Origin of the sequence: Sphingobacterium sp. BIGb0165, from assembly GCF_024810095.1 — a bacterium.
Classification (GTDB): domain Bacteria; phylum Bacteroidota; class Bacteroidia; order Sphingobacteriales; family Sphingobacteriaceae; genus Sphingobacterium; species Sphingobacterium detergens.
The window spans coordinates 341,956-363,614 of record NZ_JANUEB010000003.1 but is presented as its reverse complement, the minus strand read 5'-3'; the positions used below and the strand labels follow the sequence as shown (position 1 = coordinate 363,614).

Genomic DNA, 21,659 nt, shown 5'->3' with positions numbered 1-21,659 from the left:
ATGCAGCACTATTTTTATCAGCTCTATTTATTTTTTAAGAAGAAGCCCTATATTGCCTGGTTAATTGCACTATTTTTTTTGCTTGCCACCGGATTTTTTGCTTTGAAACTGAAATTTGAAGAAGATATCACCCGGATAATACCGAAAAACGAACGAACAAACGAAATAGCCAAAGTATTAGCGCAACTGAAATTTTCTGATAAAATCAGTGTCATCATCGAGCGGGAGAAAGATGCTTCAATTGATGATATGGTTGACATGGCCAACTCTTTTTCAGATAGCATCGCACCTCTTGCCCCCTACTATCAGGCTATCCAAGGACAGATTAGTGACGAAGAAATGGAGAACACCATGAAATTCGTCTACGGGCAGTTGCCTACCCTGCTTGATGGAAACGATTATAAATCAATCGAAGAGCGACTTTCCAGCGATAGCATAGCCCAGACAGTTGCGGCTAATTACGCAGCATTAATTGCCCCCACCAGTATTATCGCAAAATCTTTTATACAACGGGATCCATTGGGAATTGGTTTCTTAGCGCTAAAAAAATTCCAACAACTCAATATCGCCGGTGATTTTCAGCTCTATAATGGTTATATTATCACGAAAGACTCAAGCAAACTATTACTCTTTATTAATCCGAAATATTCGGGTTCAGAGACTGAACATAATGTCCTTTTTGTCGACGGACTCAACCGGATCAAAAAAGATCTCAACCAGCATTATAACAAGAAATCCAAATTAAGTTATTTTGGAGCTTCACTGGTGGCTGTTGCCAATGCAAAACAAATCAAAACGGATATCCAGACAACGATCCTTATTTCGATGAGTCTATTGATGCTGATTTTGATTCTTTTTTATAAGAAAATACAAATTCCCGTCATCATCTTTATCCCATCATTATTTGGAGCTTTATTAGCGCTCTCATTTCTCTACTTTCTGAGAGGTACTATTTCGGCTATATCGATCTCCATCGCAGCGGTCCTGATAGGTATTACCATTGATTACGCGCTCCATATCATGACGCATTTCAAACAAACGCAGGATATCAAGCATCTGTATAAAGAAATCACCAAACCGATATTGATGAGTGCCGGAACGACAGCGGTATCTTTTCTCTGCCTTTTATTTGTCAATTCCGAAGCGCTGAAGGACTTAGGAATCTTCGCATTTATTGCCATTCTTTTTTCAGGAGTTTTTTCCTTGATTCTCATTCCACATATATATAAGCCCAATAATAAACGTTCGGATGATAAAAATCATCTTATCGATCGCATATCTGCTTTCAGTTTCGAGAGAAATAAAACCCTACAGATCTTTAGTTATCTGTTGGTTGCTGTTAGTTTATTCACTTTTTGGCGGGTGGGTTTCAATAAAGATCTGTCGGCATTAAACTTTTTCCCAAGGGAGCTTCAGGAAGCAGAGCAAAAGCTCGAAAATTCTGCGCAACAGCAAAGAAAATCATTATTCTTAATAAGTTACGGTAATAATTCCGAACAGGTTCTTTCCGAAAATACCGTCTTATATCACAGGTTAAAGCAAGATACAACAATCACATCCATTAGCTCAATAGGTGAAATTGTTTTATCAAAAAAGGATCAGGAGGCAAAAATTGCACAATGGAATGCCTTTTGGACTGAGACACGCAAAAAAGAAATCCGCAGCAATCTTGTCCGTTCAAGCGCTGCCTTTGGATTTAAGCCCGATGCATATCAAGCTTTTTTTGATCTATTGGATCAAAAATACTCAGCCATATCATTAGCTGAGTACCGCACGCTAAATAATGGTATCTTATCGGAGTATCTGAGTTCAAAAAATGGATTTCTTACAGCAAATACTGTCGTAAAAACAACGGAAAAATACAGAGAAAATCTGATCGGGCAATTCAACAACAAAACTACTGTTGTGATTGACCGAAAAGAGATGAACGAAACTTTTCTAGGCCAGCTCGTAAATGATTTCAATACCTTGGTTAATTACAGCTTTATCGCGATATTTATTATTCTCTGGTTGTCTTTTCGGAGTATTGAGCTGGCATTGGTCAGTATGATCCCCATTGCATTGACAGGATTGGTCACCGGTGGACTCATGGGTCTATTTCATCTTGAATTCAATATTTTCAGCACCATCGTATGTACATTAGTCTTCAGTCATGGTGTGGATTTTGCGATATTCATGACAGCGGCCTTACAAAAAGAATATAGTACCGGCAAAGATGAGATGCCAACCTACCGTACATCCATTCTCCTTGCCGTATTGACCACAATTCTGGCTATCGGTGCACTAATTTTTGCCAAACATCCGGCGTTAAAATCTATTTCCGCAGTCTCCTTACTCGGGGTAACCGCCGCCGTTTTAAACACCTTCGTTCTCTATCCTATTATTTTTAGGTTATTGTTTAGCCGTAGGCCAGCAGCAGGTCGTTCTCCATTGACGCTGCGTTTGCGATTATTCGCTATCTTTTCCTTTAGCTATTACATCATCGGAAGTGTTGTTTCCGGTTTTATTTTCAGTCTTATCCGCAACCGAGCCCTGATAACAAGGCTCATGTCCCGCTTTGGGGATTCCGTCCTAAAATCAAATCCTTTTGTCAAAAAGCAGCAATTCAATCCACACGGAGAAGATTTCAAAAAACCGGCGATCATTATTGCCAATCACAATTCCTTATTGGATACTTTGCTGATCGGGCGTTTAATGCCAAAATGCATTTTTGTCACCAACGAATGGGTTTATAAGTCACCAGTATTTGGAAGAGTGGTTCGGCGGGCCGGATTTTTGATGTTAGATGATGATCTGGAAAAGACCAAAACAATATTAAAGCAACGGATAGACGAAGGGTTTTCTATCGTTATCTTTCCTGAAGGTACACGATCGGCGACCAATGATATACAACGATTTCACAAAGGAGCATTTTATCTGGCCGAACAATTGCAATTGGATATCATCCCAATTTACATCCATGGCGCTGCAGATGTATGTCCTAAAGGCGATTTTATTATCTATGACGGTACATTAAGCACAGTCATAGGGAAAAGGATACCTGCCGCAGATCAGCAATTTGGTGACAATTATACCCTGCGTTGTAAAAATATCAGTCGCTTTTTTAAACAACAATTTGCGGATATTAGAAATGAGTTTGAAAATCCAGCTTATTTTAGAGAAAAAATCAGTTTAAACTATCGTTATAAAGAAAGTGAAATAGAAAAAGTCAGCCTAAACGCCTTTGACCGCTTTCAGACATCCTACGCTGCATGGAATAAATTCATTGCAGCAAATGCAAAAATTTTGCATATTGGAGACAATTATGGTCATATTGAATTTTTGTTAATCATGCAACAGGCGCAACGGCAAATAGAAACCTTTATCCGGGATTCAGAAAAACGCATTATTGCGGCAAATAACTATTTGGTTCGAAAACGTAAATTAACCTATCTAAAACATCTTGCTGAAAGTCAATTAAAACTAGATGTAGTGATTTTCGGGAGTAACGACGAAAACTATGAAATTGCGGATTCAGTACAGACGATCATATATTATGATGTTGTACAAGCACCGAGCTACCTAGGTTTTGAACAGGTATTTAGTGACCAGCACAGTTATGTATTAAAGAGAAAAACGAATGGGTAAGGTCTATGATAGTGTGATCATCGGTTCAGGCCTCGGCGGTCTCGTTACCGCTGTACTGCTGGCCAGATTTGGGCGCAAGGTATGTGTCATTGAAAAGAACAATCAATATGGTGGCAATCTGCAGACCTTTGTACGCGACAAGGAAATCTTAGATACTGGAGTACACTATATTGGCGGGCTAGGTGAAGGTGAAAACCTGTATAAATATTTTGATTACCTGGGCATCATGCAGGATCTAGCCATCCAGCGCATGGATATCGATGAATATGACCGAATTTCATTTGAAGGAGATCCTATCAATTACCCGCACGCTCAGGGTTATGATAATTTCATCAATCAATTGCTCCCCTATTTTCCGGAAGAAGAAGAAGCTTTAAGAAATTACTGCAAAAAAATACAGGAAATCTGTAACTCCTTTCCGATGTATAATCTTCGGAAAAGCTTTGGATTCAATGAAACCGTACTAGGGACCTCATTAAAATCTTTCCTAGATGAGCTGACCGATAATGAACTACTTAAAGCTGTTCTTGTTGGTTCCAATTTCTTATATGTTGCCAAGGCCGAGAGTACGCCACTTTATGTCCATGCGCTGACCATCAACTCCTATATTCAATCTGCTTGGCGATGCATAAATGGAGGAAGTCAAATCGCAAAATTACTGATACGCCAATTGCGAAAATATGGCGGTGATATTTTGAAAAACAAAGAAGTTATCGGTGTAGAAATGGAGGAACAGTTGATTAAAGCTGTACGTACAGATGATCAGCAATTGATTTATGCAAATGAATTTGTTTCAAATATCAATCTTCGTCATACTTTTGCGATGCTTCCTGAACGTTTTCAGAAACAGGCCTATGTCAAACGTATCCACAGCCTCCCCCTGAGTCCTTCTGTATTTTCGGTCTACATCGTCTGTAAGGATGATCTTATTCCCTACCAAAACTACAATATATACCATTATAAAAATATAAAGTCAGTGTGGTATGATCACGATCAATCGCCTTTGGTCATGTCCATGAGCCGTAACGATCAAGATCAAACCTTTTGCAGTACAATGACCGTGATGTGCTATATGACAGCAGCAGAAGTACAGCAATGGGATGAAAGTTTCAATCGCTCGATTATACAGCAACTGAGTACCAGAGGAGATAGTTATGAAGCATTTAAAACCGCAAAAGCCAATCAAATTATTGAAGAGCTACAGCATTTGTTCCCGAATATAAAGGATGCAATCCGATCGGTCCATACCTCTTCCCCATTGACCTATCGCGACTTTATCGGTGCGGAGGAAGGCAATATGTATGGTTACCTGAAAGAGCACCAATATCCCTTGAACAGCTTGATTTCTACAAAAACAAAAGTCAAAAATTTATTTTTGACGGGGCAAAATGTCAAGATGCATGGTGTATTGGGGGTTACGATTACAGCTTTCTCCTGTTGCTTAATGATGCTTGGAAAGGAATTTGAAGATGACCTATTTAAAGAGAACGATGAGACAGCTGTGGCTAACGACCTGGATACTATTGCTATGTAGTTCATGCACACTGAATGGTGCATTGAAAGAAAAAGCTAAATTTGAAACACAGACTATACCAGAACTGAAGTTATCCGATTCGGGAAGCAATTACATTGCTGTAGACAGTAATTTCCTGCTACAGAACAGACAGGGACTTTGGGAACTCTATGTCACTGGAAATCCAATGGAAATCGGGTTAAAAACAGGTTTACTTACACGATCGTTATATGCCTATCAGGAAGATGCATTCTTTTCTAAAATACAGGAATTTATACCCTCTACGAAGAAACAGAAATTGATGATGCGACTGACAAAAATTTATAATCGTAAGATCCATAAATATATCCCATCGGAATATAAAAAGGAGATTTTTGCTTTGTCAACCTATGCTTCTCCACGTTATGACGCGCTAATGGATCCCTATCAACGTAATCTTTTTCTACACGGTGCACACGACCTGGGCCATGCTTTTCAGGATCTTGCTTTGGTCGGTTGCTCCTCTCTGGCGGCCTGGGATCAGAAGTCCGCGGATGGAGGCCTAATTATCGGCCGAAATTTTGATTTTTATGCCGGTGATGATTTTAGTAAAAATAAGCTCATTTCCATTGTTAAACCTGATTCTGGCTATGCCTTTCTTTCCGTCGGCTGGGCCGGGATGATCGGTGTTGTCTCGGGAATGAATCGTGCAGGACTTACAGTGACACTTAATGCGGGGAAATCTTCTATTCCTTGGGCCGCAAAAACCCCAATATCTATAGTGGCAAGAGAAATTCTCCAATATGCACGAAATTTTAAAGAAGCGATTGCTATTGCAAAAAAACACCCCATTTTTATTTCGGAATCGTTGATGATTGGTTCCGCAGATGAAGGAAAGGCAATTTTAATTGAAATGTCGCCACATAAATTTGATGTATACGAATCTGAAAACACGAACCATCTGTTGTGCACGAACCATTTCCAAAGCCCTGCATATCGTTCGGACAAGCGCAACCTAAAGCAAATTGAGGAAGGCCACAGTACCTATCGCTATCAATTGTTGACAGCGCAGCTACGGGAACATGACAAACTCACTCCTAATGAGGTCGCTACCATATTAAGGGACCGGAATGGTTTAAAAAATAAGGAAATAGGATTAGGCAACGAAAAGGCCCTAAACCAACTTTTAGCACATCATGGCATTGTTTTCCAACCCGAAAAACGTCTTGTCTGGGTATCAGCAAATCCTTATCAGCTTGGCGAATTTGTCTGTTATGACCTCAACAAGATATTTGACAGTACTTTACATCAGGCCGGTCATTCGGTATCAAGTGCAGAATTGAATATCCCTCAGGATCCGTTTTTAAATAGCAAGACCTATCAGAATTATGAGCAATATCGAATTTTAGACCGTATTATCGACCATAAATTAAAGACCAAAGAATCGATTTCTGAATCGGAATGGCAGGACTATCAAGAATTAAACCCATTGTTTTGGGCTGTTTATTATAAAAAAGGAAAATACTATTTCGATCAAAAAAGATACGGAGAAGCATTGGACCAATTCCAACGGGCTAATTCACTTGAAGTAACAACTGCGGTTGATCAAAAAAATATTGCTTCATATATCCGAAAGATCGAAAAGAAAGGAGATCATCGATGAACCCAAACATAGAACAAGCAAGTATTGAGGAAATAACCAGCTTTCAAGATGAAAAGCTTAGGACTGTTTTAAACTACTTAAATACGCATTCAAGTTATTACAGACGATTATTCAAAACTGAAGCGATCAATATTCAAAGCATTCGTGGTATCAGAGACCTGCCCTTACTTCCAACCACATCCAAAGAACAGCTGCAACAGTTCAACTGGGATTTCTTATGCGTTCCCCAAGATCAGATTATTGACTATTCTACGACTTCCGGAACATTAGGTACGCCGGTTGTATTCGGACTTACGGATGCAGATCTGGAGCGGCTTGCCTACAATGAAATGATTTCATTTCAACGTGTTGGTATACAAAAGGGCGATCGTGTGCAGATCATGACAACCTTAGATCGTCGTTTTATGGCTGGTCTGGCCTACTTCCTCGGTCTCCGTAAAATTGGCGCAGGAATACTCCGTATCGGAGCCGGTATACCACAAATGCAATGGGATTCAATACAACAGTTTAAACCTAAATTTCTCGTTGTTGTTCCTTCGTTCCTACTTAAAATGATCGCCTATGCCGAAGAGCACAACATCGATTACAATAATAGCTCTGTGAAAGTGGCTATTTGCATTGGTGAAAATCTCAGAACAGCCGAATTAAAAGATAACGAACTGGCCAAACGTATTCAGGAGAAATGGAATATTGCCCTATACTCCACCTATGCTTCCACCGAAATGAGTTCGGCATTTACTGAATGTGAAGCTTTCAATGGTGGTCATCAGCATCCAGAATTGATTATTACGGAAATACTGGACAACGATGGCAATGCCGTACCTGATGGGCAACTTGGTGAGCTTGTTGTAACAACTTTAGGTATTCAGGCAATGCCATTATTGCGCTATAAAACCGGTGATATGGTTAGACGGCATGCCGCCCCCTGCACCTGTGGCAGAAACAGCTATCGGATAGGTCCAGTCGAAGGAAGAAAACAGCAGATGATCAAATATAAGGGAACCACCTTGTTTCCTCCAGCAATGTTTGATGTATTGGCCAGTTATGAAGAGATTGAACATTATCAGATTGAGATATCCAGCACAGCAATTGGTACCGACGATATTCGAGTTTTAATCTCTGCCAAACAAGAAAATGCCGCTTTATTAAAGGAAATAAAAGATAGCTTTCAAGCTAAATTACGTGTAATTCCTACAGTAGAATTTGAACGGGAAGAGATACTAATTAGTAAAATTTATAATCCACTGAACAGAAAACCGACGTATTTGCTTGATAAAAGAGAGCAGTAAGTCTGGTAAAAATAAACAGTAAGCTCAATAAAAGAAAACGATAATTTGACTATTGACAATTTAATCGTACAAATCTGCTTTAAATAGGTCTATCATTAACGGCCTTTGTTCTGTAGTCAGTAAAAAAAAATAAGCGCTCAGATTTCGATATTGAGTCCATCATACCTGATGAAAACAGGTTACAATATCCTAATTGGTCAGGGCGAATGGAGCTTACTTTTACGCATAATATTAATAGACAAAAAGTTAGCAAAGAAAAGCGGAATGACGCAAATTATAAAAGCGGGGACGTTAAAAAACAAGAGAGATATACGCCAGAAATTCCCCACTCAAAAGTTTAAATTTTATAGCAAAGATTATTTGTAAGATCTAGAAAATAGTATATCTTTGCGACACGTCCCCGTAGTTCAATGGATAGAATTTCAGATTCCGGTTCTGACGATATGAGTTCGAATCTCGTCGGGGACACTTCCTATTTAACAATAAAAAGACGATCAATTGATCGTCTTTTTTATTTAACAATTATAACTCCATGCTCTTCAAAAATCTCCAGCTAAAATTCTATTGCAGCATGCTTGCCTAGCCCGACGTTTAGGACAAATTCTTTTGCAGCAATTTATGTTGAGATGCCGTAAATATATTCCGAAACAAAATATTGATTTCATTGTCAGCGGCTGCGCCCGAAATCCCCGTATGGGGATAGAGTTTAATGACATTGGACAAAATAACCTCCACAAAGTCTCTACTTTCTATCGCTATACGCTCATATAATGAGGTATTATCAACCTTATCCTTGAGATTCTCCCAAGAACGAGTCGCAAGCTCCAGGATACTATTTTCCCTAGCTGTATAGTCCTGCTGCATTTCATCTAATTTCCGAAAAGCAGTTTTACTTTCCATTTGCTCCCATTTCCCCTGATTGGACTTCAATACAAATAACTTCTCGATCAGATCCAAAAACCGATGGTACATCCCCATAAAATTCACCAATAAGGTCAACTCCGCAAATGGCATAAAAGGGTATTGATAGAGCAGCTCAGGTCGTGTACTTTTTGAGGCATCAATAAAAAAAGACTGGTTTTCGTCTACCTGTATATTATCTAGTGAAAAAGAATGCGATGCCGTCGCCTCAAGGCCGAAAGTATCCCAATCGTAATGAATCAATGCAAATTCACGCGCGACAAAGAAAGATTTTACAAGTGGATTTCCATCCTGATCCAACAGTTGTTGTCCATCCGCCTGGATATAGGCGTTCAAGGTAAAATGTGTCAGGTGGGGTGCTCCAGTAGCATATTTCCAAAGCCCTTTCAAGCGATAAGACTTGCCCTCACGCTCAGCGATGCCTGCAATCTGCCCACTTCCGCCAAAACATACCTGTTTTGAAGTGAAAATATCCTGCCCAACTTCAGGATCAATAAAACCAACAAAAAGATTCGCTCCCGCACATAAAGTTACCGTCCATGCCAATCCGCCATCCTGGTAGGCTAGCTCCTTCAACAGGGAAAGCCCGCCAACCAGATCCAGCCCCAAGCCATTCAGAGATTGTGGTACCCAGATTTTAAACCACTTGTTCAGGTATATCAGTTCAAGCTGCTCATCAGACAAACTCTTTTGCTGAATTGCTTTACGTTGCTGATCTTTTAGAACAGCGATAGCTGCATCAGTCAGTTGTATATTTTTTTTCATCACTTAATATTCTCCGCCAATTAAAATAGCCACTAAAAGCCATCACAAATAAAAATAAGGTTAAACCAGCATAAAGGAATAGACCTTTGTGTATAAGCAAGGGAATTGCCATCAGGTTACTGATGTTCAATAAAATCCAATTTTCAAGTTTACGTTTTGCCAATAGCCACATCCCCGCCCAAGCTGTACAGGAAACAAAAGAGTCCCATAACGGAACATCCGAATCAGTTAAATGCACCAGACCAAAATAGAACAATAGGAAACCGACTACACAGATAAAACCAACAATCTGCCAATCTCGGGCTGTACTACGACTGATCGGTACGATCGTATCACTGCTATATTTCCAATAGATCCAACCATAGATGCTCATCACCAGATAATAGAGATGCAACAAGATTTCTGCATATAATTTTGCATGGAATAATACATATACTGATATGATAATTCCTATTATCCCAAAGAGGTAATTGATCGATTTATTTTGCCTTGAAAACCAAACCTGCAAGATACCAAAACATACCCCCAGCCATTCCGCTATGGTGGCTTGTTGCATTTGCTGAATAAAAGCCTCGAAAATTGTATCAGAAGTCATTCAATTGTTTATTAGTTCGTGTAATTACATAATAAACTTATGAGCGGAAAAAACGGATGTTTTTATTGAAATTAAAATCCCTACGCCAGCATTATCCGGATCAGGTATATAAAAGCGATTGCACAAGGTCGTACAATCGCTTTTATTGGGTATAATCTCAGCCCAGATGACATTGTCATTTCCGAGCACCCCATAAGTATATTGTTTATTGAAATTAATCTATATCAATTAATTTTAACGCTTTATGCGTACGGATACGCGTCTCTCTACAAAGCTCAGCATCATCATTTAATGCTTTGCCATGCGAAGGAATCATCTCGCGTAATTTCTTGCGGTATTCATCTGATTTAGCACGCTCAGGGAAACATTTCTTCAATAGACTGATCATGATCGCCACCGAAGTTGATGCACCTGGAGAAGCTCCCAATAGCGCAGCGATAGAACCGTCTGCACTTGAAACCACTTCTGTACCAAACTCCAAAATTCCACCTTTCTTCTCATCCTTTTTAATCACCTGAACACGTTGACCGGCTTTCTCAATAACCCAATCTTCCAATTTAGCTGTTGGCATAAATTGTTTCAGAGACTCCAATTTATCTTTAGGAGATTTCATGACTTCCGTGATCAGATATTTGGTCAACGGCAAATTGTCAAGTCCTGCCGATAACATCGGACGGATATTGGATAATTTGATCGATGCAGGTAAATCAAAATAAGAACCTTGCTTCAAGAATTTGGTTGAGAAACCAGCATAAGGACCGAAAAGTAAGGCTTGTTTTCCATCGATATAACGGGTATCTAAGTGCGGTACAGACATCGGTGGCGCACCAACAGATGCTTTACCATAGACTTTAGCATGGTGCGTATTGATAATTTCTTCGTTTATGCATCTCAACCATTGCCCTCCCACAGGGAATCCACCATAACCTTTTGCTTCGGGAATACCAGATTTCTCCAGCAATAACAAGGAGTGACCTCCAGCGCCGATAAACACAAACTTCGCTTTTAGCTCTCTCTTTACCCCTGTTTTCAGATCTTTCACTTCGATTTCCCAACGGCCATCGTCTTCACGTTCGATATCAACAACTTCGTGGTTTAAGGAAATTGAAATATTTTCTTTGTTTGCTAGGTTATTAATCAAATCACGTGTCAATGAACCGAAATTCACATCGGTACCTAAATCCATCTTGGTTGCAGCGATTTTCTCACTTGCATCCCGCCCTTCCATCATCAAAGGAATCCATGACTTCAATAGCGTTGCATCTTCGGTATATTCCATGCCTTTGAACAAGGTTTGGGTGTTCATTGTTTCCCATCTTGTCTTCAGGAATTTCACATCTTTTTCACCAAAAACCGCACTCATATGGGGAATGCTACGGATAAAGTTCTCCGGTTGGGCAATAATACCCTTATCAACCAAGTACGACCAAAACTGCTTAGAAACTTCAAATTGCTCAGCAATTTTAACAGCTTTATCAACTTTTACCGAACCATCTTTTTGTTCCGGTGTATAATTCAATTCGCACAAGGCCGAGTGACCTGTACCAGCATTATTCCAAGCGTCAGAACTCTCAGCCGCCACAACATCCAAACGCTCGAGAATTTCAATATTAACGTCTGGGCTTAATTCATTGATTAGAGTACCCAAAGTAGCACTCATAATCCCGGCGCCGATTAGAACAACGTCAACTTCTTTATTTGATTTTTTGCTCATGTTTTTGTGATTGATGCAAATTTAATATAGTTTTTGGTAAACCCCCAAGTCTTTTGTCAAAAAACTGTACTTTTTAGAAACACTTATTCAAAAATACCATTGATTTATTAAAATAATCCTAAGCATAACCGAAATTCCACTTTTTCCAGTTTTCTAAGGCCATACATAGGATATCGTTCATCGATACGGCAATAAATAATCCAAAATAAGACAAAAGCCCATTGCTTTTTGAATCGTTATTTATCGAAAGATTTTGTGTTATAATATAGTTTTAACATTTTTGCAAAAACATCAACGAATAACATTACACTCTTATATGAAACTACTTGAAGGAAAAATTGCTTTGGTAACTGGAGCATCAAAAGGAATTGGAAGAAAAATTGCGGAAGTGTTTGCACAACACGGCGCCAATGTTGCTTTCACTTACCTTTCGTCTGTAGAAAAGGGACAAGCGCTAGAAAAAGAGCTTCAAGCCTACGGAACAAAAGTAATCGGCTACCGTTCTGATGCTTCGAAATTTGAAGAAGCAGAACAATTAATCAATGCAATCGTTGCAGATTTTGGAAGCCTGGATATCGTAGTCAATAATGCCGGCATCACAAAAGATGGTCTGCTCATGCGTATGACGGAAGAAAACTGGGATGACGTCTTAAACGTCAACTTGAAATCCGTATTTAATGTTACAAAAGCTGCTTCAAAAATAATGATGAAAAACCGTAAAGGTTCTTTCATCAATATGTCATCCGTTGTTGGCGTCCAAGGGAATGCTGGTCAATCAAATTATGCTGCTTCCAAAGCTGGTATCATAGGATTCACCAAATCCATTGCTAAAGAATTGGGTTCACGTAATATTCGTGCAAATGTTGTCGCTCCCGGATTTATCCGTACAGAAATGACAGATATATTGGATCCTAAAGTGATCGCGACATGGGAAGCTGGAATTCCTTTGAAACGTGCTGGATCTCCAGAAGATGTAGCCAATGCCTGTCTTTACCTTGCATCTGATTTATCCGCATACGTCACTGGACAGGTTCTTCCTGTTGATGGTGGTATGTTGTAAAATATATCAAACACTGGTGTCCTAAAGTCGACACCAGTGTTTTTCTATAATTATTCCGAATACCAAAATTCGCCCGCAGACGCTTTTACATTATTCCGACTCTCCAGCTTTGGCTTTGCTACCCAATATTTCTAAATTTTAGCTAATTTTGTCCATCAAAATTTAAATGCTATGACGAATTGGACGGATTTTTTTGCAATTCAAACAGAAGACGACTTTAATCAACATTGTTTAGAAACTTATCACTTCCAACTGCAGCATTGTCAGGTTTACCGAGACTATGTTTCGCTGATAGGTAAAGAAAAAAATCAAGTCAAGCATTATAGCGAGATCCCCTTCCTGCCGATAGAATTTTTCAAAACACAAAAAGTTCTGGCTGCCGGAATGGATCCCCAAATTGTATTTTCAAGCTCAGGTACAACAGGTATGGTCACATCCAAACATCTTGTTGCCGATGTATCCATCTATGAGCACACTTTTCGACGTATATTCGAAGACTTCTATGGACCGATTACGGATATCGCTGTTTTGGCCCTACTCCCCTCCTATCTGGAAAGAAGTGGTTCGTCCCTGATCTACATGATCGATGATTTGATGAAACAGAGTAAACAAACGGAGAGTAATTATTTCCTCTACAATCATCAGGAGCTATACGATACACTTGTTCAATTAAAAGATAACGGAACTAAAACCATCCTTTTTGGTGTCACCTATGCCTTGCTTGATTTCATTGAGCAATATGCTTTTGAATTTCCGGAACTGATTATCATGGAAACTGGCGGAATGAAGGGTAAACGCAAAGAAATGGTGAAACAGGAAATTCACCAACTGCTTGAGGATGCTTTTAAGGTCAGTGGGATCCACTCAGAATATGGTATGACCGAATTATTGTCACAGGGGTACTCTTCGGGTCAAGGGATTTTCCATTTGCCCAAATGGATGAAAGTATTAATTCGTGATACAAATGACCCTTTGAGTTTAATTTCTTCCGACAGAACTGGAGGCATTAATGTCATCGATTTAGCCAACCGCTACTCTTGTTCATTTATAGCAACACAGGATCTTGGAAAGGTATATCAGAATGGTTCATTTGAGATACTGGGGCGTTTTGACCAAAGCGATATTCGAGGTTGTAATTTATTGGTTCAATAAAAAGCCCCATAAAAATTTATAGGGCTTATCTTTACCATACTACAGTTGGTAGCGCTTATGGAATCTGTTCTTACTATTTCAGACTTGGGTCTTCAAACGTATTTCCGGCGCGCATGTCTCCTGAGTCATACCCTTTCTTAAACCAGGCCATTCGTTGCGCTGAGGTTCCATGTGTAAAAGATTCTGGAACAGCATAGCCTTGCGCAGCCGTCTGCAATTTATCATCCCCTACCGCTTCTGCGGCTTTCATACCATCCACGATATCGTTATAATCTATTTTTATATCCGTGTATTCATTGAGGTAATGCGCCCATACACCGGCATAGAAATCAGCTTGAAGTTCAGTCATGACCGAAATCTTGTTGTTTTCACGTTCACTCAGTTTCCCACGGGCTTGATTGGTTTTGGGTAATAATCCGACCAGCTGTTGAATATGATGCCCTACCTCATGTGCAATAACATAAGCCATGGCAAATTCCCCCTTTGCACCAAATTTATCGGAAAGTTCGCGGTTAAAGGTCAAGTCCAAATAGATTTTCTGATCTCCAGGGCAATAAAATGGCCCGTACGAAGCCTGTCCCATCCCACAACCGTCTGTCTGCGTACCACCATCATAAAAAACCAGGGTAGTCGGCGTATAATTTTGCTGCATTTGCTCTTTAAATAGCTCAGCCCAGATATCTTCTGTACTCTGAAGTACAGTCAACGAAAACTCAGTCAACCTCTTTTCCTCAGGGTTCAGTTCGCGCGGCTGTCCAGATTGCTCCGTTTGTCCACCCATATTTTGTGCCTGTTGCAACAACTGCATGGGATCACCCCCCATCAGAAAACCAATAACTAATACGATGATCCCCCCTATACCTCCCAATGCTAGCTTTCCACCACCGGACATACCTCTACGATCCTCAAAATTGCCACTTTGTTTACCTCCTTGCCATTTCATATGATTTGTATATTTATTTCAGTTAATAATCTTTTCCAACTTCGTTAGCGTACAAATTCAGTACCAATATAATGGCTCATCCTATTTTTTTTAGAGAAAGACCAGCTTTATTTTAGCAACGACAACTTACTACAATTTATATTCTTATTTTTGGGCTTTTATAGAAACAGATATGAAATTAGAAGAACAATTACTAGCGCGAGCTGGCGGAAAATGTGAACTGACAGACACTGCAACGGACTTAATAACCTATACATTACCTCCGGAAACCAGTTCAACTTTGGATAACACCCTACTGATTTCAGCAACATTGGCCAACCAGCTCAACAAAACAGAGCAATTAAACCCTGAAGACTGGAAATTTCTACCGAATGCCATGTGGTCAGAAATCCCTGCTGTACAGATTGTCTGTTGGCGCATGTTAAATCGTCTGAAAAATGAAGGCTGGGCTTCCGAAGCACTCGATATCCTCTACCTTGATGATGAAACGTTAGCGGAGGCAAAGAAAACCGGAGATCATGAAAACGACGGTTACGTTTCTTTTCATGAAGATAGCATCGGACAGCGATTATTAGAAGGCGATACTGTTGTGCTAACAAAAACACTGGATGTAAAAGGCTCTTCGCTCAAAGCAACCTTAGGTACTGTGGTTAAAAATATCCGATTAGTAGCTGATAATATTGAGCAGATCGAAGGAAAAATTGAAGGCCAGACAATCGTCATATTGACAAAATATCTACGCAAACAAAACTAAGAAGAGGAATTCTTCCGCTATAAAAATTTAGCCCTAAACCAGTAATCTTATACTACTGATTTAGGGCTAAATTTTTATAGATTGTGTAAATCCGCTATTGTGGATAATTGCGCATAAACTCAAAGCGATAGTTGGGGTGTTGTTTAAGACTATCAATTAAATCTGACAGTAATTTCTGGCCTTTTTTCGTTTGGTACATATTATCATGGGTCAACAGGACAACATTATTTTTTGTGTAGGATGTACCTTTACGAAGCAAGTTCTTCATCTGTGTATACAGCTGGTTAACTGATAAATCCGGCTTACCTGTCACACCATTAATCTTCCATTCACAGTCCCAACCCATAATTTTATAACCGTTTTGGTGCAGTAGCTCTGCGGTAGAAGCGCCGCTTTTTAGATCAACCTTTTTACGGTCACCCACATACCAGATATTTCTTCCGGGGAGTCTCACGATTTTGTGCTCCAGGCCCAGAGATTGTTCTGCCAATTCAAAATCTTCAAACGCCGTCTGTGGATTTGAATAAAATGTACTATACTTATTATGCGCATGCCAATAACTATGATTGTAGCAATCGACCAGCGGATTATTTTTATACCGCTCTGTATAGCCGTGCAATTTTTTGCTCATCTTATCATGTTCGCCAATCAAAAATGCATTGATCTTGATACCCTTCGCTGTTGCGATAGAATCCAAATACTGGCTACCATTAAGCGGGCCGTCATCAAAAGTAAGGTAAATATATCGCGGCGAAACAGAGTCCGTCAATAAAACTGTGGTATCTTTGGCACCACTATAGGAAACATTCGCCTCCATTTTGGTAATGGAATCCTTGCGTAGCGAATCCACTTTTGTAATAGAATCCTGCACAACAATTAGACTGTCTTTCTTGTGCTGTACAGAATCGACAGTAACACCCTTTTCTTCCTTTTTACCGCTGTTTTGATTACAAGACCACAATCCTAAACTAGCTATTCCCAAGCCCATCAATACAAAGCTTGATTTAATTACTTTTCCCATTACATAAATTAACTTACACGCCACATGCTATCTTTTGCACACAAAATGTCCTACTTTATTAAAGTCACTTCATATGCTCGTGTCGCAAAATTAAGATAATTTTCATGAATCAACGCTTTATATCCTGTGATTTATTCCTTACACTTTATTTTATTGAACATATCGTTATAAAATTTTAGCATCTATCTAGAGATTATCCAATCCAAAAGACTAACTCAACCGAAATCAATGCTATAAAAAAAGGGTCCTGTCTTACGACAAGTCCCTTTCCTATTAAACGATTAAGATACTCAAACTAGACACATCCAATTAATCTCTATGTCTCCCTCTGTGTCCATGCTCGTGTCGGTCATTATCTCTATCTCCGTATCCGCGTCCACGCCCTCTTCCTCTATCGTTATATCTTCTATTGCTTTCACCCCAGGAATGATCACGTCTCACACTGCGTTCACTTGCAAAGGAATATCCACCATGTCCATGGTGACTATCCCGGATAGAAACCTGTCTGCCCCGTGAGTGGCCATATCTGCTTCTATAACGGTCATGATGATGCCAAGGTGTGCGATCATTGATCACTACTTTATGCGCCCTATAAAAATCATAATGCCGATATCTTCTTGGTAAACTCGCCCTTCTTATCCAACCCCCATTGTCATAGTAAACATAACATCTCGCAGGTACATCATAATACATATTGTATTCAGGCATGTAATAATAACGGGCATAATCATAACCCACCGGTCCCCAACTTGGCTGACTCCCAATATTTACGCTGATACTTACCTGTGCATCAGCCGTCCCAGCCACAAAAAGACCTGCAACGATAGCAGCGGTGTAAAACATTTTTTTCATAAGTAGCTCCTCCCTTAGTTTTGTAATTTATTCTTTACAATACGACAACAAACTGTATGCAAAAGATTAAATGATAAATGTTAATTTTTGTTAACAAAAACTTAATCTATTCAGCACAAACAACTTAGTTTTATTTTTACATTCAAAAACAGGGAAACTTTTTAGGGAGCAAATTGTTCAACCAATAATACTATTAATACTTTAATTGAACTTCAGTATGAATACATACAGCATTGGAATCATCGTCGGCAGTTTAAGGAAACAATCCTATAATAGAAAGATAGCTGATTTTATTCTTGAACAAACACCAAACAAGTTTAACTATCGTATTCTTGAAATTGGTGATCTCCCCTTATACAACCAGGATTTTGACGACGAAGGCAATCCGCCCGAAAGTTATATCCGGTTTCGTAAAGAGGTTGCAGCACTGGATGCTATTCTGTTCATTACCCCCGAGTATAATCGCTCGGTACCAGCTGTACTAAAAAATGCAATAGATGTAGGATCCCGGCCATACGGGAAGAATAAATGGGATGGCAAACCTGGAGCTATCATCTCCTCTTCGACAGGGGCTTATGGTGGTTTTGGTGCAAATCATCATATCCGACAGTCCTTGGTATTTGTCAATATCTTTCCGATGCAGCAACCCGAAGCTTATCTTGGTAATATAAAAGATTGTATCGGCGAGAGCGGAAAAGTTGAATTACAAAAAACAAAAGACTTTCTGCTTGACTTCAAAAAGGCTTTTGAGCACTGGATCATCAGAATAGTACATACAAAAAGCCAAGATTAATCTTGGCTTTTTGTATGTTTATTAATTATTTCCTGCAAACTTAGCTTTGTTCCTCGTTTGAATCATAATTCCAACTCAGCAACTTTTCTTGCAATATCCGTGATATTTTGTTGAAATAGCGTTTCTGCTTGTAGCCCATGACCCATTGCACCCCTTGTACCGCATTGGTACAAAAAATCTCATCCGCTCTTTTCATGATTTCAGCGCTTATTTGTGCCTCCACAACTTCAATCCCTTCAGCCCGTGCCATATCCATCACTACCCGTCGCATAACACCTTCGATACATCCCTCGGATAGCGCAGGCGTATATAATATTTTTTCATAATACACGAAGATATTTGAGGTCAGGGACTCACAAAGGTAACCTTCCTGATTTAAGATCAATACATCATCAAAGGCCATTTTTTTCTTGTAGATACCCGCCAGTACATAAATTTGCGAATTGAGCGATTTTAGTTTTGACAAATCACTATAAGGCTTTTTGAACTCACTATATAAGCCCACGATCAGACCGACTTTCTTATCTCGTAGATTGGGTTCTATGCGCTGTACCTGCAAGACAAATCCCGGTTTATTTGTGGTTGGACTATACAATCCACCACCCATCCGAAATACAATCAATCGAATACGCACTTGCTGTCCCAACATGTTATTCTTACGAATCAGTTCTTCCGATCTTGAACGGATAAAAAATTCATCAAAAAGATTTGCATCATCAAGGTGTATCAATTCCATCCCCTGTTGCAAGCGCGCTACATGAAAATTCAGAAAACGAATATCACCATCCTTATACAACATGGTTTCAAACAATCCATCACCATAGCGAAAGCCTCTATTTTCTACGCTAAATATTTCCTGTTCTTCCGGCACTACATTGCCGTTAAAATTGATATAGTTTGTCGGCATCTTTATCTGTTTTCTAAATTTTAATCATTTTCTACAGCCATGGAATTTGCGGCGTAACCACGCCACTTTTCTAAAGCTAAACGAAAATCTTCAGGATATGGTACCTCAAAATAGATATTTTCTTTTGAAGTCGGATGAATAAATCCCAATACCTGTGCGTGAAGCGCCTGCCGTGGAAGCAGGTTAAAGCAATTGTCCACAAATTGTTTATATTTCGAGAAGACAGTTCCTTTTAATATTTTATCCCCGCCGTACATTGCGTCATTAAATAATGGATGACCAATGGATTGCATGTGCGTACGAATTTGATGTGTACGCCCCGTCTCCAACTGGCATTCGATCAAAGTCACATAACCCAATCGTTCCAGTACTTTGTAATGCGTCACTGACCATCTTCCTTTGTCCTCACTGTCGTACATGGCCATAATACGTCTATCTTTCAAATGACGACCAATGTAACCAGTAATCGTTCCATCCTCTTTCAAATCACCCCATACCAAGGCAATATATTTACGGGTAATGCTATGATCGAAAAATTGCTTAGCCAAAAATGCCATCGATTTTTCGTTCTTAGCGATCACCAACAATCCGGAAGTATCTTTATCTATTCGGTGTACCAGACCGGGACGGTCTGAATTTCCCGGCAACTGTGGCAGCTGCTGTATATGATAAGTCAATGCATTGACCAATGTACCTGTATAATTATTATAACCAGGGTGAACTACCATTCCAGCTTCTTTATTTACAATAAGGACATCGTCATCTTCGTATTTTATGTCTAACGGAATATTTTCGGGGTAAACCTCATTATCGCGTGGTGGATCTGGTAATACCAACGTAATGACATCCTCTGGTCTGACTTTATAGCTCGCCTTGATCTCTTTTCCGTTAACCATGACAGAACCTGCTTCAATGGCATGCTGAATTTTGCTTCTTGTCGCATTTTCCACCCTATTCATCAGATATTTATCAATACGGAGTAAAGCTTGCCCCTTATCCACTTCAATGCGTAGATGTTCAAATAACTCTTGTTCTTCTTGATCTTGCGATCCCATTTGTTCTGTCATTCTACAAAAATAAACCAAATGAAACAATTTTCGTTAAATTTGTTTTCATTTAATGTTATGTTTCCATTCAAAATCCATAGCCCCGAAACAGAAGTCACATTACCTTTATGGGAAAAAAAGCACATCAAGGTAACACTGAAACGAGACGACCTGATCCATCCTTTTATTTCGGGCAACAAATGGCGAAAATTAAAGTACAATCTTCAGGAGGCATTGCAGCTCAAAAAAAATCATATCGTTACTTTTGGTGGTGCATGGAGCAATCATTTGCTAGCGACCGCTTGTGCGGGTGCGACATTCCGGCTCAAAACGACAGCTTTCGTCAGAGGTGACGAACAGGTTAATAATCCGGTTCTGACCATGTGTCAATTATTCGGGATGCACCTTATTTATGTGGACCGGGATTCCTATAGGGACAAAGAAAAGCTCTATAGCGACTATTTCGGCCAGGATCCAACGGCCTTCTATGTCCATGAAGGAGGCTATGGCCTCTTGGGTGCCAAAGGCTGTGCCGAACTTGTCGATGAGCTCCAACAGGACTACCAACATATCTTTACCGCCTGTGGTACCGGAACTACGCTTGCCGGAATTGCCAACGCAATTGACAAAAAAGATCTTTTCACCCAGATACACGGGGTACCCGTACTCAAAAACGGCAGCTTTATCAATGATGAAGTTGCTCAACTCTACCCCCATCTTGCCGCACCTATTTTACATCTGGACTATCATTTTGGAGGGTATGCTAAGACTACACCTGAACTCCTTGCATTCACACAGCATTTTATCAGCAGTACAGGGATTATGATCGAGCCTACTTATACCGGAAAATTGCTTTATGCTGTAGATGATCTCATCAAAAAAGATTATTTCACACCAGCAGATCAGCTACTGGTTGTTCATACAGGTGGGCTCACCGGATTACTCGGGATGTACGAACGCTTCGCATTTCATTGATCTAGGTCAATAAATAGGCTATTATGCCCCTAGCAGACATTTTGCTGACATTTTTTTTGTGATTAAGTTGTAAGTTTGACCAGTTTAAAA

17 protein-coding genes, 1 tRNA gene and 1 riboswitch are annotated in these 21,659 nt (G+C 39.7%); of the genes, 10 read left to right on the top strand and 8 right to left on the bottom strand.

The features are described 5' to 3' along the window. From M2408_RS08050 to M2408_RS08030, 5 genes are all read left to right on the top strand, one after another. Complete coding sequence (locus tag M2408_RS08050; RefSeq protein WP_259180673.1) at positions 1 to 3,627, top strand: 1-acyl-sn-glycerol-3-phosphate acyltransferase; 3,627 nt, start codon at positions 1 to 3, stop codon at positions 3,625 to 3,627. Next, positions 3,620 to 5,161, top strand: coding sequence for an NAD(P)/FAD-dependent oxidoreductase (locus M2408_RS08045; RefSeq protein WP_259180671.1), 1,542 nt, complete (start codon positions 3,620 to 3,622; stop codon positions 5,159 to 5,161). The genes M2408_RS08050 and M2408_RS08045 overlap by 8 nt, the downstream gene beginning before the upstream one ends. After that, the gene (locus tag M2408_RS08040; protein ID WP_259180668.1) at positions 5,118 to 6,782 is read left to right on the top strand and encodes a C45 family peptidase; all 1,665 of its coding nucleotides are present in this window, start codon (positions 5,118 to 5,120) and stop codon (positions 6,780 to 6,782) included. Before M2408_RS08045 ends, M2408_RS08040 begins: the two co-directional genes overlap by 44 nt. Then, the gene (locus tag M2408_RS08035) at positions 6,779 to 8,071 is read left to right on the top strand and encodes a phenylacetate--CoA ligase family protein (RefSeq protein ID WP_259180665.1); all 1,293 of its coding nucleotides are present in this window, start codon (positions 6,779 to 6,781) and stop codon (positions 8,069 to 8,071) included. Before M2408_RS08040 ends, M2408_RS08035 begins: the two co-directional genes overlap by 4 nt. A 396-nt stretch (positions 8,072 to 8,467) precedes the next feature. Beyond that, positions 8,468 to 8,539, top strand: a tRNA-Arg gene (locus M2408_RS08030). 123 nt (positions 8,540 to 8,662) lie between these two features. On the opposite strand, the gene M2408_RS08025 is transcribed toward M2408_RS08030, so the two are convergent. The 3 genes from M2408_RS08025 to M2408_RS08015 form a co-directional block, all read right to left on the bottom strand. Next, the gene (locus tag M2408_RS08025) at positions 8,663 to 9,757 is read right to left on the bottom strand and encodes an acyl-CoA dehydrogenase (RefSeq protein WP_259180663.1); all 1,095 of its coding nucleotides are present in this window, start codon (positions 9,755 to 9,757) and stop codon (positions 8,663 to 8,665) included. Next, on the bottom strand, positions 9,732 to 10,352 hold the full coding sequence (pnuC, locus tag M2408_RS08020) for a nicotinamide riboside transporter PnuC (RefSeq protein WP_259180661.1): 621 nt from the start codon (positions 10,350 to 10,352) through the stop codon (positions 9,732 to 9,734). The genes M2408_RS08025 and pnuC overlap by 26 nt, the downstream gene beginning before the upstream one ends. A gap of 60 nt (positions 10,353 to 10,412) precedes the next feature. After that, a riboswitch (TPP riboswitch) is annotated at positions 10,413 to 10,555 on the bottom strand. Between the two features lie 11 nt (positions 10,556 to 10,566). Next, entirely contained in the window at positions 10,567 to 12,066 is a 1,500-nt protein-coding gene (locus M2408_RS08015) for a malate:quinone oxidoreductase (RefSeq protein WP_259180659.1), read from the bottom strand. A 316-nt stretch (positions 12,067 to 12,382) separates the two neighbouring features. Here M2408_RS08015 and fabG point away from each other — a divergent pair, with 316 nt between their 5' ends. After that, positions 12,383 to 13,126, top strand: a complete 744-nt coding sequence (fabG, locus tag M2408_RS08010; protein ID WP_120260831.1) for a 3-oxoacyl-[acyl-carrier-protein] reductase — start codon at positions 12,383 to 12,385, stop codon at positions 13,124 to 13,126. A 171-nt stretch (positions 13,127 to 13,297) separates the two neighbouring features. Continuing rightward, positions 13,298 to 14,278, top strand: a complete 981-nt coding sequence (locus M2408_RS08005; protein WP_259180655.1) for an acyl transferase — start codon at positions 13,298 to 13,300, stop codon at positions 14,276 to 14,278. Positions 14,279 to 14,351: 73 nt separating this feature from the next. Here M2408_RS08005 and M2408_RS08000 read toward each other — a convergent pair whose 3' ends face one another. Next, a complete protein-coding gene (locus M2408_RS08000) occupies positions 14,352 to 15,221 on the bottom strand; it encodes a neutral zinc metallopeptidase (protein WP_259180654.1) in 870 nt (289 codons plus the stop codon). A 172-nt stretch (positions 15,222 to 15,393) separates the two neighbouring features. Here M2408_RS08000 and M2408_RS07995 point away from each other — a divergent pair, with 172 nt between their 5' ends. Beyond that, on the top strand, positions 15,394 to 15,975 hold the full coding sequence (locus M2408_RS07995) for an alkylphosphonate utilization protein (protein ID WP_259180652.1): 582 nt from the start codon (positions 15,394 to 15,396) through the stop codon (positions 15,973 to 15,975). A 94-nt stretch (positions 15,976 to 16,069) separates the two neighbouring features. On the opposite strand, the gene M2408_RS07990 is transcribed toward M2408_RS07995, so the two are convergent. Both M2408_RS07990 and M2408_RS07985 read right to left on the bottom strand, forming a co-directional pair. Beyond that, positions 16,070 to 16,996 carry a polysaccharide deacetylase family protein gene (locus M2408_RS07990; RefSeq protein WP_259180648.1) on the bottom strand — a complete coding sequence of 309 codons (927 nt, stop codon included), beginning with the start codon at positions 16,994 to 16,996 and terminating at the stop codon, positions 16,070 to 16,072. Positions 16,997 to 17,305: 309 nt separating this feature from the next. Next, positions 17,306 to 17,848, bottom strand: coding sequence for a hypothetical protein (locus tag M2408_RS07985; RefSeq protein ID WP_259180646.1), 543 nt, complete (start codon positions 17,846 to 17,848; stop codon positions 17,306 to 17,308). 217 nt (positions 17,849 to 18,065) lie between these two features. Here M2408_RS07985 and M2408_RS07980 point away from each other — a divergent pair, with 217 nt between their 5' ends. Then, a complete protein-coding gene (locus tag M2408_RS07980; RefSeq protein WP_259180645.1) occupies positions 18,066 to 18,641 on the top strand; it encodes an NADPH-dependent FMN reductase in 576 nt (191 codons plus the stop codon). Between the two features lie 40 nt (positions 18,642 to 18,681). On the opposite strand, the gene M2408_RS07975 is transcribed toward M2408_RS07980, so the two are convergent. After that, positions 18,682 to 19,548 carry an aminotransferase class IV gene (locus M2408_RS07975; RefSeq protein ID WP_259180643.1) on the bottom strand — a complete coding sequence of 289 codons (867 nt, stop codon included), beginning with the start codon at positions 19,546 to 19,548 and terminating at the stop codon, positions 18,682 to 18,684. A gap of 20 nt (positions 19,549 to 19,568) precedes the next feature. Next, positions 19,569 to 20,615: an RluA family pseudouridine synthase gene (locus tag M2408_RS07970; RefSeq protein WP_120260821.1), complete on the bottom strand. Its 1,047-nt coding sequence runs from the start codon at positions 20,613 to 20,615 to the stop codon at positions 19,569 to 19,571. A gap of 57 nt (positions 20,616 to 20,672) precedes the next feature. Here M2408_RS07970 and M2408_RS07965 point away from each other — a divergent pair, with 57 nt between their 5' ends. Next, on the top strand, positions 20,673 to 21,569 hold the full coding sequence (locus M2408_RS07965; protein WP_259180639.1) for a 1-aminocyclopropane-1-carboxylate deaminase/D-cysteine desulfhydrase: 897 nt from the start codon (positions 20,673 to 20,675) through the stop codon (positions 21,567 to 21,569). Positions 21,570 to 21,659: the final 90 nt, after the last annotated feature.